The organism is Streptomyces sp. NPDC003456, from assembly GCF_042878735.1.
Lineage (GTDB): Bacteria > Actinomycetota > Actinomycetes > Streptomycetales > Streptomycetaceae > Streptomyces.
This window is the reverse complement of sequence record NZ_JBIAOK010000004.1, coordinates 970,973-985,029: the sequence shown is the minus strand read 5'-3', so window position 1 is coordinate 985,029 and position 14,057 is coordinate 970,973. Positions and strand designations below refer to the sequence as shown.

The following is a 14,057-nucleotide window of genomic DNA, read 5'->3' as shown; positions in this document are numbered from 1 at the left end:
GGCTGGAGCTGCTTTGGGGCGAGTGATCATGGCCCCGTAAGCTTCCGGCGCGTCGGGCAGTCTGTGGACCTGCCCGCTAAAGCACGACGTTGGGGCCATGATCTTAGAGGCTCGCCCTAAAGTGGCTGCCTAAAGCCGTGGAGCCGACCGCCCCAGCCACAGAGGTTTTCTCCCCCACGAGGTGCCCGCAGTCGCCGAGCGCGCCGCCGGGCGCGGCCAGCCGGGGCGCAGACAGGAGGCAGGCCGCGCCGCAGAGGCGGCGCGCGCCCGCGCCGTGCGCGGGCCTTGATGAAGTAGGGAAAGTTGTACCGCACCCATGATCGAGTCGCTCGATCGTGGCCTGTCGGCTCCCCGCTCGTCTCGGCTACCGTTCCTTGCATGCCTTCTGCACTGGACACGCCTCAGGGAGCGGCCGAACTCGCCGAGTCTCTGCTTCCCCAGCTCGGCAATCGTTGGCTTCACACTCAGGCTGTGGCCGATCGGGCGCGTGAGGCTTCCGCGGCTGTGTCCGAGACTGACCGGGATCTCCTCGTCGCCGCAGCATGGCTGCATGACATCGGATACGCCCCCGAGCTGCGCGAGACCGGGTTCCATCCCCTCGACGGTGCCCGTCACCTGGAAGCACTGGGTGCGCCGGCGCGTCTCGTGCGGCTGGTCGCTCACCACTCCGGGGCCGTGTACGAAGCTGAGCAGCGCGGCCTGTCGGCAGAGCTGGCCGTCTACGAGCGGGAGGACTCCCCCGTCCTCGACGCACTGATCTTCGCCGATATGACGACCGGCCCCGCCGGACAGTCCTTCCCCTTCGACACGCGCATCGACGAAATCCTCGTCCGCTACGAGCCTGGCAGTGAGGTGCACAACGCGATCAGCAAGGCGCGTCCATACCTCCAGGCCGCCGTCGAGCGAACCCTCGACCGAATGGCCGCTCAGCCGATGTAGGGCTCGGCCCGGTCGGTCAACCCATGCTCGATCCGCATGCGCATCGACGGGTGGATGTTCAGCTCGTCCAGCCTGCTCGGATCGACGAACGCCACTTCCTTGCTCTCGCTGCTCGTCCGCAGCTGGCCGCCGACGATGCGGGCATGGAAGCAGATCGAGAACTGCTGGCGGACCTCACCGTCGTCGTACGCCATGACGTGCCCGGGGTTCGTGTAGATCCCGACCAGGCCGGTCACCTCGACGTCGAAGCCGGTCTCTTCCCTGGTCTCGCGTACAGCCGCGTCGGGTGCTGACTCACCCAGGTCGATGCCGCCTCCGGGTAGGGCCCACAGATCGTTGTCGGTCTTGTGAATCAGCAGGACCTCACCGGCCTCGTTGCGGGCCACGGCGGTCACGGAGGGGACGAGGCTGTTCGCCTTCGGGGCGTTCGGATCGTTGAAGTAGTCGACGCGTGCCATGCGTTCAGCGTCGCACGTCGGAAGCCGATTATGCCTTCCGGCCCTGGTCCCACGCGTAGTCGAAGCTCCGCATGTAGTGCCGGAACGTCCGAGCTCCCGGCAGGTACTTGAAGTGCATCACCGGGTTCTGCCCGGCGGGAGCTCCGAGCACGTGGAGGTTCACCAGCACGTCGTCATCGAACCGGTAGATCGAGTTGTAGAGGATCGTGTCGTGGAGCCGGATCTCTACGCCGGGTGTCGACATGGCGGGCTGCAAGTACCGGCGAGTTATCCGCGCTCGCGCCGCCAGGTCGTCACCGATCCCCTCCTCCTCGCCACGCTGGCGCACGGCCGCGGAGTCCGGGTCGCCCAGCAGGATGCGGACCTGGGCGCCGGCCTTCGCCTTCTCGGCCAACTGGTCCGGCAGGTCCGGGTGACTGTCGAAGAGGAACAACCCCGCGTACACCAGGATGTCGACCTGGTCCGTCGCCTTCTCGATCAGGGAGGACCATAGCGGGGCAGGCACGGCACCACGGTGCGGGTAGTACGTGATCAGCTCCGACGCGCTCGCCTTCTCGGCCTGCTTCTCGACTGACGGCCACACGTAGACCTCGTCGACCCCGAGGAAGCTCGCGGCCTTCCAGCGGTGCCCCCGGTGCGGAGTCCGGTTGGTGGTGATCCAGCGCTCGACGCTCTTGGGATCGACTCCGACGTGTTCGGCGACGGACTGGATCGTCTCGCCCTTCGCCGAAATTGCAGCCCGCAGACGCTCGTTCGCCATGGTGTTCCCTCCTAGGGACCCGTAGGGACGTTTTGACGGTAGCTCAGACGTCCCTAAACGTCCATACGGGCCGTGATGCGTCCACCCCCTCTCGCGGTCTCCTGATCTCACCGACGGGACGTCGGCCAAGCACCCACCACAGCAGGAGACAAGACGATGCGTCAGATTTCCGTGGACACCTCCGCCGCGACCGTGATGGTCGCCAAGACCCCGCAGCCCAAGGTCAAGGACCGCCGTACCGGTGAGATCGCCATGGACGTCGAGTCCGGCGCGAAGCTGATGACGGTCGACGTGATGCTCGCGGCCAACGACGAGGGGGAGATCCTCTCCATCACCGTCCCCGAGCCGGGCATCTCCGGTGAGCTGACCATGGGCACGCCGGTCGCGCTCACGGGTCTGATCGCCCGGCCGTGGGAGAACGACTTCAACGGTCAGAAGCGGCACGGCATCGCCTTCCGCGCGGTCGCCGTCACCTCGCTGGCCGCCGCTGCCGCGAACTCGAAGGCGGCCTGACAATGACCGCCTTCACGGTCGCTCTGGTGCTGGTCGTCGCCGCTGCGGGTCTCCTGCGGTGGCGGCGCCCCGCCTGGTACTGGATGACCTTCGGCGTCACCCTCGCCTCGCTGCGGGTCCTGGTCCGCTACGCCTCCGTCATGGACGCCTGTGGCTTGACGGTCCCGTCCCCGCGCTGGCGCCTGGCTCTGGCCCGGGTCACTAACCGGCCCGTGCCGGACTCCCGCCCGCCGCGCATCCTGCGCTTCCGGCCGACCCGTACCGGCCTGGTCCTGCGCCTGGGACTGCGCCCCGGTCAGGACGCCTTCGACGTGGCCGCCGCCTCGGACCGGCTGCGCCACTCCTTCTCCATGTACGGGGTCACCTCGCGTGAGGTGCGCTCGGGTGTCGTGGAAGTGAGGATGACCGGCTATGACGTCCTTAAGCGTGTGCAGATGCCCGCCAAGGTCGACGCCCGCCCCATGAGGGTTCCGGTCGCCCTGCGCGAGGACGGCTCGGTGCACTACCGCGACTACCGTGCCGTTCCGCACGCCCTCACCCTCGGAGCCACGGAGTCGGGCAAGTCCGTCTACCAGCGCAACCTGGTCGCCGGGCTCGCCCCGATGGACGTCGCGCTGGTCGGCATCGACTGCAAACAGGGGGTGGAGCTGTTCCCGCTGGCCCGTCGGTTCTCCGCCCTCGCTGACAACCCCGACACCGCCGCCGACCTCCTCGACGCGCTCGTGTCCCGCATGGAAGGCGTCTACCAGCTCATCCGGGCTGAGCAGCGCATCACCTCCGCCGTGCCCGACGCCGAGATAGCCGCCGACATCTGGGACCTGCCCGACGACATCCGTCCCGTCCCGGTCGTGGTCCTGGTCGACGAGGTCGCCGAACTCGCCCTGTTCGCCAGCAAGGACGAGGAAAAGCGGCGCGACCGCATCATCACGGCACTGGTCCGCCTCGCCCAGCTCGGCCGTGCGGCCGGCATCTACCTGGAGATCTGCGGGCAGCGCTTCGGCTCCGAACTCGGCAAGGGCATCACCATGCTCCGCGCCCAGCTCACCGGCCGCACCGCCCACCGCGTCAACGACGAGACCAGCGCCAACATGGCCTTCGGCGACATCTCCCCGGACGCCGTCTTGGCCGCCATCCAGATCCCCGCAGAGACACGCGGGCTGGCAATCGCCGGGGACTCCACCGGTGGCTGGCACCGCATCCGCGCCCCGCACACCTCCCTGCGACAGACCGTCAACACCTGCAACCGGCACGCCGACCGCACCCCGGACTTGCCCCAACTGGCCGCCTTCCGCCCCGAGCTGACCGTCCCCGCTGAGACCCCGGTGCCGCTGTCCAAGACAGCTCCCGCCACGGCCTGACACGACCTCTTCCCGGTCGGCGCGACCGCCTTCGCGCCAAGTCCCCACCCCGTCATGCCTGATCACAGAAAGAGCCCTCGATGTTCTGCGAGCACTGCGGCGACCTCGACGGCGCCGAGACCGGCATCGACCACGACGAACGCGACTGTCCCTGGTACGAGGACGCGCCCGCCGATGACACCCCGGAGGACTGACCCGTCATGTGCCCCGACTGCGAGGACTTCGCCCGCACGGTCCTGCTCCTGGGCCAGCTCGCCCTCTACGCCGACACGACCGGCGCTGACCTCGAATTCGTGGACGCCGTCAACCCTTCCCTGGCCGCCTCACTCCCCGAACCGCCGACCGGGGAGGTGTCCTGATGGCCGCCCGTCACAGCTTGCGCGTCGACGCCGTCCTGGTCCAGGCCGTCATCGCCGGAGCTCTGTCCTTCGCCCACCTGCACGACCTGGCCGCCGCTGCCGGACAGGACGGTTGGAAGGCCTGGGCCTACCCGGTCAGCGTCGACCTGCTCCTGGTCGCCGCCTGGCGACGACTCCGCAGTGAGGGCCCGTCCCGGCTGGCCTGGTGCTGGTTCCTCATCGCCCTGTTCGCCTCGCTCGGCGCCAACGTCGCCACCGCCGGATTCCTGGACCTGGCCGACCCACCTGCCCTGCTCCGCCTCGGCATCGCCGGATGGCCCGCGCTCGCCTTCCTCGGCGGAACCCTCCTCGCACACTCCGGCGACCACCGGATCCCGGATGCCTCGGCACCCGCCGCGGCCCCGGAACCCGATCTCGCCGACGACCGCGAACCGGCCCCCGAACCCATGCCGGACCCGGAGCCCGCCCCGGCCCCGTTGGAGGAGCCGCCGGCGCTTCCGCCCGCCGACCCTCCGCCCGCGGTTCCCGCCGTCCTCATCGACCACGCCCGCAAGGTCGCCGCCGACTACCGCGACCGCACCGGCGCCCCGATCGACACCGACACCCTGCGCGCCCGACTCGGCGTCCCGCCCCACCTCGCCGACGCCATCGCCGCCCAGCTCGCCTGACCCGGAAGGAGAACCATCCGCCATGCCAGCCCGCGACTACTTCCACTCCGTGATGCGGATCGGCCCCGTGCAGATCGGCACCCACCGCGACCGCCACGGCCAGACCAAGTACGCCGCCGTCTGCACCGCCGACCGCTGCGGTTGGTCCGCCGACTACTCCAGCCAGAGTGCCGCCCAGCTCGCCGCCCGCACCCATCGCTGCCGCGTCCGCTAGGAGACACCGCCGTGCAGGTCCCCCTCTGGTTCGCCCTCGCCGTCGTCGGCTACCTCGGCGTCAAGTTCCTCCGCCCGCCCTGGTGGCTCGTCGCCGTCCTCCTCCTCGGCGGATACCTCCTCGCCGACAGCGTCCTGGCCCCCGCCATCGACACCGCCCTAAGCAAGTAGCCCCGAAGGGAGAACCGCCATGCTCCGCCCGAAGATCCCCACCATGCCCAGCCCGACCGGACTCATCACCCCGCCCACCGTCGTCGATCCCACCACCGTGGTCCAGCACCACCCGACGCCCGCCGCTGCGCCGACCGCGTCGACCCGCCCGACGATCCAGCTCACCCCCGGTACAGCTCTCGCTCTGGTGGGTGCTGGTGCGGCCGTGGTCCTGGTCGTCGGCGCCGTCCTGGTCTCGATGCTCCTGGCCGTCGCCGTCACCGGCGCGTCCGTCGCCGTCTGCGCCGTGGTGATCCGCTCGCTCATCTCCTCGCAGCACCGCCGCTGAACGGTCCCAGGGGCGACGCACAAGCCGCCAAGCACGCCGCCGCTCCTGGGACCGGGTTCCGTCAGCCAACCGCCATCGCCAAGGAGCAACGCCATGGACCTGCACATAGCCGCGAGCATCGTGCCGTTACTGGGCTGGGCCGTGCACGGCGGCATCCTCACCCGCCGTCTCGCCTGCGCCCGCCGCGACCCGCTCACCGGCCTGCACACCCGCGCCGGATGGACCGCCCGGGCGGAGCACCTCATCCGCCGGCACCCGAACGCGGCCGTGCTCCTGGTCGACCTCGACCACTTCAAGACCCTGAACGACACCCACGGCCACGCCGCCGGGGACGCCGCCCTCGTCGCCACCGCCGACCGGCTGCGCGCCTGGTGCGGACACAACGGCACCGCCGGCCGCCTGGGCGGGGACGAATTCGTCGCCGTGATCCGGGACCTGGCCGCCGCCGACCTCGACACGCTCACGACAGCGCTGCACCGGCCGCTGCCCTATGACGGGACGTCCCTCCCGCTGGCCGCCTCAGTCGGCCTCTGCCCTGTGGCGGAGCTGCCGGTGCCCCTCCTGACGGACGCCCTCGCCGCTGCCGACGCCGCCATGTACGCGGCCAAGGGCCGCATCCGCCGGGGCTCCCACACCACTCGCTGAGAGGCCGCCGGGTGGCGCACAAGCCGCCAAGCACGCCGCCACCCGGGGCCGTTCCTTCCAACCGCAATCGAAAGGAACCACCATCATGGCCCACCACAGCTCGCCCCCGCCGAGGATCTGCCCGGCCTGCGACGGCTTCGCCTCCGTCGCCGTCACCCTCGGCGGCCGCGACCACCGTGGCCACCTGCGCACCATCACCGCCCACTGCCCGGCCTGCGACGGCCTCGGCGTCACCCGCACCCGCACCCGCCCCGACCGGGAGGGCGCCCGTGCCTGAGCAGCTGCTCGACCGTGCCACCCTCGGCGACCTGCTGAGGGTGGCTTCGGCCTCTGACTACCACCGCTGGCACGAGCAGATCCGCCGCACCGGCGGCTGTGCCGACCCCATCCACCTGACCGGCTGGGTCCTGCACAAGGACAAGACGACCGGCGAGACCCTGCACCACTACTCCACCGAGGGCGAACCGGGCGGACGGCTCCGCCTCGCCTGCGGCAACCGCCGAGCCTCCCGCTGCCCCTCCTGCGCCTGGACGTACGCGGGCGACACCTACCACCTCATACGCGCCGGGCTCGCCGGGGACGACCGCCGCGACATCCCTGCCACCATCCGCGACCATCCCCGCGTCTTCGCCACCCTCACCGCACCCTCGTTCGGCCGCGTGCACAACCGCCCGGACCGAGGCGTCTGCCGATGCGGCACCCGCCACACCCCCGAAGATCCCGCCCTCGGCACGGCCCTCGACCCGGAGACGTACGACTACGCAGGCACGGTGCTGTTCAACAACCACGCCGGACAGCTCTGGCAACGCTTCACGAATCGGCTCCGCCGGGAAGTCGCCGCCCGCGCCGGCCTCTCTCAGCGCGAGTTGAAGACATCGGCCCGGCTGTCGTACGGCAAGGTCGCAGAGTTCCAGAAGCGGGTGCGCTGCACTTCCACGCCGTGATCCGCCTCGACGGACCGGACGGCCCTGGCTCCCCGCCACCGACCTGGGCCACGGTCGATCTCCTCTCCGACGCGATCCGGGCCGCTGCCGCGCACTCCTACACTTCGGTCTCCGTCCCGGCCGTCGCCGACCAACCGGCCCGGACCTTCCGCTGGGGCCGACAGCTCGACGTCCGACCGATCAGGGCCTTCGGGGACGGCTCCGACATCACGGAACAGGCCGTCGCCTCCTACGTCGCCAAGTACGCCACCAAGGCCGCCGAGAACACGGGCACCCTCGACCGCCGCATCGGTGAACTGTCCGAACTCGACCGCCACGGCGTCCCGGACCACACCCGACGCCTCATCGAGGCGTGCAAGTTACTCGACCCGCTGTACCCGGACCGGCGCCTGTGGGCCTGGGCTCACATGCTCGGCTTCCGCGGCCACTTCTCCTCGAAGTCCCGCCGCTACTCCACCACCCTCGGCGCCCTCCGCCAGGCCCGCGCCGAATACCGCGCCGCCCAGGAGCACGCCGCTCTCGGACTCGACGACCAGGAGCCGGACACCGTCCTGGTCCTGGCCGACTGGCAGTACGCGGGTCACGGCCACACCCCCGGCGAATCCGTCCTCGCCGCCACCATCGCCCGCGGCCTCCAACTCAACCGCCAAACCGCCCGTGAAGCCCTGCAAGACCTGGCTCTGGAAGGAGTCGCCGCATGACCGTCCGCACCCTTCCTGAGCGGTACCTGACCCCGGCCGACGTCGCCGAGCTGCTCGGTGTTCCGGTCGAGACGCTGTATCAGTGGCGGCGGAAGCGCACAGGCCCTCGGCCTTCCGGGTCGGCCGGCATCTTCGCTACGACCCCGCACGGCTTCGCCAGTGGGTCGACGGTCTGACCGAGGTGGCCGCCTGATGGCTGGGCACGTGCAGGATCGCTGGTACAAGACCGAGGCAGGCCCGGACGGCAAGCCGGTGAAGGTGAAGACGGACCGCTACGGCAGGCTCCGCTACCGGGCCCGGTACGTCGGGCCGGACGGCACCGAGAAGAGCCGGTCCTTCCCCGACCGCCAGAAGCGCCGGGCGGAAGAGTGGCTGGCCGAGACGGCCGCCGACATGACCCGTGGCCACTACGTCGACCCCAAGGCCGCCCGCATCACCTTCCAGCAGTACGCGGAACGCTGGATCGCCGGCCAGACCACCGACCTGAACACCCGCATCGGAGTGGAAACCCGTCTCCGCCTGCACGCCTTCCCCCGCATCGGGGCGCGTCCGCTCGGGTCCTTCCGCCCGGTCCACATCCGCGAGTTCGTGCGCGACCTGGAGAACGACTCGATAGGCGGCACCTACGCCCGCAACATCTACGCCAACGTCCGTGCGGTGCTGTCGGCCGCCGTGGACGACGGCCACCTCGCCCGGAACCCATGCTCGGCGGCATCTGTCCGCCCACCGGCCGTCTCGACCGCCCGGGTCGTGCCGTGGCTCCCCTCTCAAGTGCTCGCGGTCCGCGACGCCCTACCCGAGCGCTACCGAGCCATGGTCGACGTGGGCAGCGGCTGTGGCCTCCGACAGGGCGAGATCATCGGCCTGGCCGAAGACACCTTGCAGCTCGACAGCGACACCCTGCGGGTCACCACTCAGGTCAAGCTGATCCGGGGCGTCGCGGTCTTCGCTCCGCCCAAGGGCAACAAGGAGCGTGACGTGCCGCTGCCGTCCTCGGTCGCCTCGGCCCTGCGCCGGCACATGGATCGCTACCCGCCCGTGGCCATCAAACTGCCGTGGGGCAGGCCGGACGGCCCGCTCATCGAACGGCGCCTGATCTTCACCAACACGGCCGACGGCATCGTCTGGCGAAGCAACTTCAACATCCAGGAGTGGAAGCCCGCCCTCGCGGCCGCCGGCCTCATCCCGACGCCCGAGCCCGGGAAGCCGTACGCCTCCGCCCGGCAGCACGGTATGCACGCCCTGCGCCACTTCTACGCCTCGGTCCTCCTGGACGCGGGCGAGAGCATCAAGGCCGTGAGCGAATACCTGGGGCACTCCGACCCGGCGATGACCCTCCGGGTGTACGCCCACTTGATGCCCAGCAGCAGCGAGCGAGCCCGCCGGGCCCTGGACGACGTCTTCGGCACGGCGCAGCCCTGAAGGCCCACCAGGCACAAGACGGCCCCCTACCGGCGACAACATCGCTGGTAGGGGGCTTCCTCAAGCCGATGGCCATCAGGTCTCCGGCTGCGTCTGAGTCACTGTCCCGCACCGACAGAGCCAGGAAGCGTCCCATTCAACCTTGACAAAGTCCAAAATGGACATCACGATGTCCCTACTGTCCGCGCGGCCGAGACGATGGGACCCCATGACCACTTACGCCTTCTGGAACAACAAGGGAGGCACCGGCAAGACCAGCCTGTGCTTTCAGACGCTCTCCCTATACGCACATAGGAACCCCCACGAGCGCATTCTCGTGCTCGACGTCTGTCCGCAGGCGAACCTCTCTGAGCTGCTGTACGGGGGGCTCGCCTTCCGTGGCAGCGAGATCCTTCTTGCGCGACAGGGGGAGCCGCGACGTCGCACGATCGGCGGATACTTCGAGTTGCGACTCTCCTCCCCGTACGCCCCGCCGACCATCGTGGCCGCCGACTACATCTCGAAGCCCGGTCAGTACAACCACGCAATCCCAGACAACATCGATCTGATCGCCGGCGACCCGCTGCTGGAGATGCAGGCGACCGCCATGTCGGCACTGGCGAACACGTCGATCCCGACCACCAATTCGTGGCTGCGCATCATCGACTGGATTCGCGATCTGCTCGAAGCGGTGTCTGGCGAGTACGACACGGTGTTCATCGACACCAACCCCTCGTTCTCGATGTACACGCAGGTGGCGCTTTCCGCTGCCGACAGGCTGATCTTGCCCGTAATGGCGGACGATTCGTCGCGTCGTGCCATCCAGAACGCATTCTCGCTGGTCTACGGCCTCAAGCTTCCCTCGGACATCTACACGCAGTACGCCTTCGCCACACGCCTCCGTGACGCGGGACGAGATCTTCCGGAGGTGCACGTCATCGCCAAGAACCGGCTCACCCAGTACATGGGGGCCGCTTCCGCCTACGCTGCGGTGCTGCACTCGATCGATCGGGACGTCGAAGCGCTCATGGCGTCGACCCCCGACATGTTCACCTTCGACAAGATCAAGGATGGCATCGTCGAAATCCGCGACTTCCAGACCGCCGGCGTGGTCGCGCAGGCACGCGGATGCCCCCTCTATGCACAGAAGCCCGGCAAACTGGACATCATGGGGCATCGCGTCCAAGTAAAGGCGGATTACCTGGAGAACTGCGTCATCGACGCCCAGAAGCTTGTCGCGGCACTTTAAGGGCAGGCGACACCCGCTCCTATACCCAGGGCGCTCTGGCGCACGGCCCAGAGACGGCCCATCGGGCATAAGACAGCCCCCTACTGGCGACAACATCGCTGGTAGGGGGCTTCTTCGTGCCCGAAGCACATCAGTTCTCCGGGTGCAGGCATAACTCTCCCAGTGTCGCAGATCGATTCGCGTTACCGGGCCGGAGCGGGGTGGGGGGCGGTTACCCGGGGATCCGGGCGGGGCGAAGCCCGTCCTCCGGGGGAAGGCTTCTGGGAGCATGCGACTACTGCTGTCCGGTTGCGCAGAGGAGGGAGGGACCGTGTCGACGTCCTCCAAGGCCTTGGCCGTGTCCACGTCGTCCAGCCTGGTCGCGGTCACCGCGGTCACCGTGTCCCACGGTCCGCAGGCGGTGGTGTGGGTGATGTGGGCCTGCTGGGCCGCCCTCGCCGTCGTCACGGTGGCCATCGTCGCCGGTGAGCGCCGGCAAGGGGCCTGACCCGCGCCACTGGGGACGCTGTGCGCCTCAGGGGAAGCCCGCACTGACCACTCACCGCCGTACTCACAGACCACAGGCACGTGCCCGCACCGCCACGACGTGACCGCCACGACGACAGCGGGCCCCCGCCCTGCCGGACGGGAGCCCACAGTGTCGGTACGGCCGCGACTCAGCCGGAGCCGACGAAGAGCACCAGCAGCAGCCACACCACCGGAGCGGTGGGCAGCAGCGAGTCGAGCCGGTCCATGATGCCGCCGTGACCGGGCAGCAGCGTTCCCATGTCCTTGATGCCGAGGTCCCGCTTGATCATGGACTCGCCGAGGTCGCCCAGGGTGGCGCTGACCGCGACGGCGAGGCCGAGCACCAGGCCCTGCCACCACGCCCCGTCGTCGATGAGGAACTGCATGCACAGCGCGCCCGCGACCATGGCGAAGGACATCGCGCCGAGCAGGCCCTCGCGGGTCTTGCCCGGGCTGATGCGCGGGGCGAGCTTGTGCCGGCCGAACCGCCAGCCGACGGCGTAGGCACCGGTGTCGCTGACGACGGTGAGCAGCAGGAAGGTGAGGACCCGCTGCGGTCCGTCGTCCGCGGTGAGCATCATCGTCACGAACGTCGCCAGGAACGGCACGTAGAACGCCGCGAAGACGCCTGCGGTGACGTCCCTGAGGTAGTTCTCCGGCGGTTCCGTCATACGCCAGACCAGGACCGCCAGGGCGGTGAGCGCCATGGCGACCCAGGCGCCCTCGGCGCCCCGGACGTACCCGGCGACGACCATCGCGGCCCCGCCGAGCGCGAGCGGCACGAGCGGTGCCCGGATGCCCTTGCGCTCGTCGAGCCGCTTGGTCAGCTCCCACAGGCCCACCACGACGGCGACGGCGACGACGCCGACGAAGACGGCCTTCACGATGAACAGCGACGCGACGATGACCGCGCCGAGACCGACCCCGACCCCTATCGCGGCACTCAGGTCGCGACCCGCGCTCTTCTTCGGCGGCTTGGGGGCCGGCTGCGAGGCGTCGGGCATGGGCTCCGGGTGGGTCTCGTCGCGGACCGGGGGGCCGCTCGGCCGAGCGATCCCCCGGTCGTCGTCCTGGTTTCCGCCGGATTCGGTCACGCCGGGAACGATGGGCATGGGGCGAGTCTGAGGCGCTTCATACGCATCGTATGCGGGACCCGCCGGAGCGGCTCCCGGGGCGTGTCCGTGGCCGGGTGCGTGGACGTACCCGTGACCGGGGCCGTGCACGGGCCCGTGGCCCTGCCCTTGGTCGGTGGGCCCCCAGTACCCGGCCTGTGGCGGCGCCCCCCAGGAAGAGTCGTTCATCAGACCTCGAGCAGCTCCGCTTCCTTGTGCTTCAGGAGCTCGTCCACCTGCGCGACGTACTTCGCGGTGGTGTCGTCGAGCTCCTTCTCCGCACGGCGGCCCTCGTCCTCGCCGACCTCGCCGTCCTTGATCAGCTTGTCGATGGCTTCCTTCGCCTTGCGGCGCACGGAGCGGATCGAGATCTTCGCGTCCTCGCCCTTGCCCTTGGCGACCTTGATGTACTCGCGGCGGCGCTCCTCGGTCAGCTCGGGGAACACCACCCGGATGATGTTGCCGTCGTTGCTCGGGTTGACGCCGAGGTCCGAGTCGCGGATCGCCTGCTCGATGTTGCGCAGCGCGCTCTTGTCGAACGGGGTCACCACGGCCATGCGCGGCTCCGGCACCGAGAACGAGGCCAGCTGGTTGATCGGGGTCGGCGCGCCGTAGTAGTCGGCCACGATCTTGTTGAACATCGCCGGGTGCGCACGGCCGGTGCGGATCGCGGCGAAGTCCTCCTTGGCGACCACGACGGCCTTCTCCATCTTCTCCTCGGCCTCGAGGAGGGTCTCTTCGATCACCACTTGCTCCTGCGTGTGAGTAGGCCCGGCTGCGATTCCTCAGGGGCGGCGGCCGGCTGCGTCGCGTCTTCTTCTGCACGGTTCCCGACCGGCGGGACATTGTCCATCCCCCGGCCCGGCTCCGTCCCGTCCGTCCCCCGGACGGGGTTGTTCTCGGGGACCTCAGTCCCGGCTGCCGGCGTCCCCCACCAGCGTGCCGATCTTCTCACCCTTGACGGCCCGCGCGATGTTGCCCTCCGCGAGCAGCTCGAAGACCACGATCGGGAGCTTGTTGTCGCGGCACAGCGTCACGGCCGTGGCGTCGGCGACCTTCAGGTCGCGGGTGATGACCTCGCCGTAGCCGAGGTGGTCGAACTTCACGGCGTCCGGGTTGGTCTTGGGGTCGGAGTCGTAGACCCCGTCCACGCCGTTCTTGCCCATCAGCAGGGCCTCGGCGTCGATCTCCAGCGCGCGCTGGGCGGCGGTGGTGTCGGTGGAGAAGTACGGCATGCCCATACCGGCGCCGAAGATGACCACGCGGCCCTTCTCCAGGTGGCGCACGGCGCGCAGCGGGATGTAGGGCTCGGCGACCTGGCCCATGGTGATGGCGGTCTGCACGCGGCAGTCCACGCCGACCTTCTCCAGGAAGTCCTGCAGGGCGAGGCAGTTCATGACCGTGCCGAGCATGCCCATGTAGTCGGAGCGGGCCCGGTCCATGCCACGCTGCTGGAGTTCGGCGCCGCGGAAGAAGTTGCCGCCGCCGATGACGACGGCGATCTGCGCCCCGTCGCGCACGACGGCCGCGATCTCGCGGGCGATCTTGTGCACCACGTCGGGGTCGACGCCCAGGCCGCCGCCTCCGGAGAAGGCCTCTCCGGACAGCTTCAGCAGGAACCGGCCGGGTACTTTGCCGTCGTCGCTCTTCTGGGCCTTGGTCGTCATGGGGGATCCCGCCTCTTTCACGTGGTGCACATGCGAAGAAGGCCATTGCCGGTGGGGCGTGATT

18 protein-coding genes and 2 pseudogenes are annotated in these 14,057 nt (G+C 69.6%); 15 read left to right on the top strand and 5 right to left on the bottom strand.

Annotated features, from left to right (window positions below; genetic code table 11):
- Nucleotides 1–378: 378 nt before the first annotated feature.
- Nucleotides 379–939 (top strand): HD domain-containing protein, encoded by a 561-nt coding sequence (locus ACFYWG_RS20645; protein ID WP_389202643.1) that lies wholly within the window; start codon nucleotides 379–381, stop codon nucleotides 937–939.
- Here ACFYWG_RS20645 and ACFYWG_RS20640 read toward each other — a convergent pair.
- Nucleotides 927–1,397 (bottom strand): NUDIX hydrolase, encoded by a 471-nt coding sequence (locus ACFYWG_RS20640; protein ID WP_389202641.1) that lies wholly within the window; start codon nucleotides 1,395–1,397, stop codon nucleotides 927–929. The two genes, ACFYWG_RS20645 and ACFYWG_RS20640, sit on opposite strands and share 13 nt — an antisense overlap.
- Before the next feature lie 28 nt (nucleotides 1,398–1,425).
- Nucleotides 1,426–2,157, bottom strand: a complete 732-nt coding sequence (locus ACFYWG_RS20635; RefSeq protein WP_389202639.1) for an XRE family transcriptional regulator — start codon at nucleotides 2,155–2,157, stop codon at nucleotides 1,426–1,428.
- A 156-nt stretch (nucleotides 2,158–2,313) separates the two neighbouring features.
- Here ACFYWG_RS20635 and ACFYWG_RS20630 point away from each other — a divergent pair, with 156 nt between their 5' ends.
- The 14 genes and pseudogenes from ACFYWG_RS20630 to ACFYWG_RS20565 all read left to right on the top strand — a co-directional run bounded on the left by ACFYWG_RS20630 (nucleotide 2,314) and on the right by ACFYWG_RS20565 (nucleotide 11,194).
- A complete protein-coding gene (locus tag ACFYWG_RS20630) occupies nucleotides 2,314–2,670 on the top strand; it encodes a hypothetical protein (protein ID WP_389202637.1) in 357 nt (118 codons plus the stop codon).
- 2 nt (nucleotides 2,671–2,672) lie between these two features.
- On the top strand, nucleotides 2,673–4,028 hold the full coding sequence (locus ACFYWG_RS20625; RefSeq protein WP_389202635.1) for an FtsK/SpoIIIE domain-containing protein: 1,356 nt from the start codon (nucleotides 2,673–2,675) through the stop codon (nucleotides 4,026–4,028).
- Nucleotides 4,029–4,228: 200 nt separating this feature from the next.
- Nucleotides 4,229–4,387: a hypothetical protein gene (locus ACFYWG_RS20620; protein WP_389202633.1), complete on the top strand. Its 159-nt coding sequence runs from the start codon at nucleotides 4,229–4,231 to the stop codon at nucleotides 4,385–4,387.
- On the top strand, nucleotides 4,387–5,055 hold the full coding sequence (locus ACFYWG_RS20615; protein ID WP_389202631.1) for a DUF2637 domain-containing protein: 669 nt from the start codon (nucleotides 4,387–4,389) through the stop codon (nucleotides 5,053–5,055). The genes ACFYWG_RS20620 and ACFYWG_RS20615 overlap by 1 nt, the downstream gene beginning before the upstream one ends.
- Nucleotides 5,056–5,077: 22 nt before the next feature.
- Nucleotides 5,078–5,269: a mobile element transfer protein gene (locus ACFYWG_RS20610; RefSeq protein WP_389202629.1), complete on the top strand. Its 192-nt coding sequence runs from the start codon at nucleotides 5,078–5,080 to the stop codon at nucleotides 5,267–5,269.
- 11 nt (nucleotides 5,270–5,280) lie between these two features.
- A complete protein-coding gene (locus tag ACFYWG_RS20605; protein ID WP_184564812.1) occupies nucleotides 5,281–5,439 on the top strand; it encodes a hypothetical protein in 159 nt (52 codons plus the stop codon).
- A 19-nt stretch (nucleotides 5,440–5,458) separates the two neighbouring features.
- Entirely contained in the window at nucleotides 5,459–5,767 is a 309-nt protein-coding gene (locus ACFYWG_RS20600; RefSeq protein ID WP_389202627.1) for a SpdD-like protein, read from the top strand.
- 93 nt (nucleotides 5,768–5,860) lie between these two features.
- Complete coding sequence (locus ACFYWG_RS20595) at nucleotides 5,861–6,412, top strand: GGDEF domain-containing protein (RefSeq protein ID WP_389202625.1); 552 nt, start codon at nucleotides 5,861–5,863, stop codon at nucleotides 6,410–6,412.
- Nucleotides 6,413–6,497: 85 nt separating this feature from the next.
- A complete protein-coding gene (locus tag ACFYWG_RS20590; RefSeq protein ID WP_389202623.1) occupies nucleotides 6,498–6,689 on the top strand; it encodes a hypothetical protein in 192 nt (63 codons plus the stop codon).
- Nucleotides 6,682–8,057, top strand: a pseudogene (gene repSA, locus ACFYWG_RS20585) (replication initiator protein RepSA). The gene ACFYWG_RS20590 and the pseudogene repSA overlap by 8 nt, the downstream one beginning before the upstream one ends.
- Nucleotides 8,054–8,250, top strand: a pseudogene (locus tag ACFYWG_RS20580) (helix-turn-helix transcriptional regulator). The pseudogenes repSA and ACFYWG_RS20580 overlap by 4 nt, the downstream one beginning before the upstream one ends.
- Nucleotides 8,250–9,479: a tyrosine-type recombinase/integrase gene (locus tag ACFYWG_RS20575; protein WP_389202621.1), complete on the top strand. Its 1,230-nt coding sequence runs from the start codon at nucleotides 8,250–8,252 to the stop codon at nucleotides 9,477–9,479. Before ACFYWG_RS20580 ends, ACFYWG_RS20575 begins: the two are co-directional and overlap by 1 nt.
- A gap of 208 nt (nucleotides 9,480–9,687) precedes the next feature.
- Complete coding sequence (locus ACFYWG_RS20570) at nucleotides 9,688–10,707, top strand: ParA family protein (protein ID WP_389202619.1); 1,020 nt, start codon at nucleotides 9,688–9,690, stop codon at nucleotides 10,705–10,707.
- Nucleotides 10,708–11,017: 310 nt separating this feature from the next.
- On the top strand, nucleotides 11,018–11,194 hold the full coding sequence (locus ACFYWG_RS20565) for a hypothetical protein (protein WP_376332088.1): 177 nt from the start codon (nucleotides 11,018–11,020) through the stop codon (nucleotides 11,192–11,194).
- A 169-nt stretch (nucleotides 11,195–11,363) separates the two neighbouring features.
- On the opposite strand, the gene ACFYWG_RS20560 is transcribed toward ACFYWG_RS20565, so the two are convergent.
- The 3 genes from ACFYWG_RS20560 to pyrH form a co-directional block, all read right to left on the bottom strand.
- On the bottom strand, nucleotides 11,364–12,515 hold the full coding sequence (locus ACFYWG_RS20560) for a phosphatidate cytidylyltransferase (RefSeq protein ID WP_376332086.1): 1,152 nt from the start codon (nucleotides 12,513–12,515) through the stop codon (nucleotides 11,364–11,366).
- On the bottom strand, nucleotides 12,515–13,072 hold the full coding sequence (gene frr, locus ACFYWG_RS20555; protein WP_006136598.1) for a ribosome recycling factor: 558 nt from the start codon (nucleotides 13,070–13,072) through the stop codon (nucleotides 12,515–12,517). The genes ACFYWG_RS20560 and frr overlap by 1 nt, the downstream gene beginning before the upstream one ends.
- A 162-nt stretch (nucleotides 13,073–13,234) precedes the next feature.
- Nucleotides 13,235–13,993, bottom strand: a complete 759-nt coding sequence (gene pyrH / locus ACFYWG_RS20550) for a UMP kinase (protein ID WP_376332084.1) — start codon at nucleotides 13,991–13,993, stop codon at nucleotides 13,235–13,237.
- Nucleotides 13,994–14,057: the final 64 nt, after the last annotated feature.

Coding starts and splice junctions, on each gene's coding strand:
- ACFYWG_RS20645 (WP_389202643.1), top strand. CDS start 379: ATGCCTTCTGCACTGGACACGCCTCAGGGAGCGGCCGAACTCGCCGAG.
- ACFYWG_RS20640 (WP_389202641.1), bottom strand. CDS start 1,397: ATGGCACGCGTCGACTACTTCAACGATCCGAACGCCCCGAAGGCGAAC.
- ACFYWG_RS20635 (WP_389202639.1), bottom strand. CDS start 2,157: ATGGCGAACGAGCGTCTGCGGGCTGCAATTTCGGCGAAGGGCGAGACG.
- ACFYWG_RS20630 (WP_389202637.1), top strand. CDS start 2,314: ATGCGTCAGATTTCCGTGGACACCTCCGCCGCGACCGTGATGGTCGCC.
- ACFYWG_RS20625 (WP_389202635.1), top strand. CDS start 2,673: ATGACCGCCTTCACGGTCGCTCTGGTGCTGGTCGTCGCCGCTGCGGGT.
- ACFYWG_RS20620 (WP_389202633.1), top strand. CDS start 4,229: ATGTGCCCCGACTGCGAGGACTTCGCCCGCACGGTCCTGCTCCTGGGC.
- ACFYWG_RS20615 (WP_389202631.1), top strand. CDS start 4,387: ATGGCCGCCCGTCACAGCTTGCGCGTCGACGCCGTCCTGGTCCAGGCC.
- ACFYWG_RS20610 (WP_389202629.1), top strand. CDS start 5,078: ATGCCAGCCCGCGACTACTTCCACTCCGTGATGCGGATCGGCCCCGTG.
- ACFYWG_RS20600 (WP_389202627.1), top strand. CDS start 5,459: ATGCTCCGCCCGAAGATCCCCACCATGCCCAGCCCGACCGGACTCATC.
- ACFYWG_RS20595 (WP_389202625.1), top strand. CDS start 5,861: ATGGACCTGCACATAGCCGCGAGCATCGTGCCGTTACTGGGCTGGGCC.
- ACFYWG_RS20590 (WP_389202623.1), top strand. CDS start 6,498: ATGGCCCACCACAGCTCGCCCCCGCCGAGGATCTGCCCGGCCTGCGAC.
- ACFYWG_RS20575 (WP_389202621.1), top strand. CDS start 8,250: ATGGCTGGGCACGTGCAGGATCGCTGGTACAAGACCGAGGCAGGCCCG.
- ACFYWG_RS20570 (WP_389202619.1), top strand. CDS start 9,688: ATGACCACTTACGCCTTCTGGAACAACAAGGGAGGCACCGGCAAGACC.
- ACFYWG_RS20560 (WP_376332086.1), bottom strand. CDS start 12,515: ATGAACGACTCTTCCTGGGGGGCGCCGCCACAGGCCGGGTACTGGGGG.
- pyrH (WP_376332084.1), bottom strand. CDS start 13,993: ATGACGACCAAGGCCCAGAAGAGCGACGACGGCAAAGTACCCGGCCGG.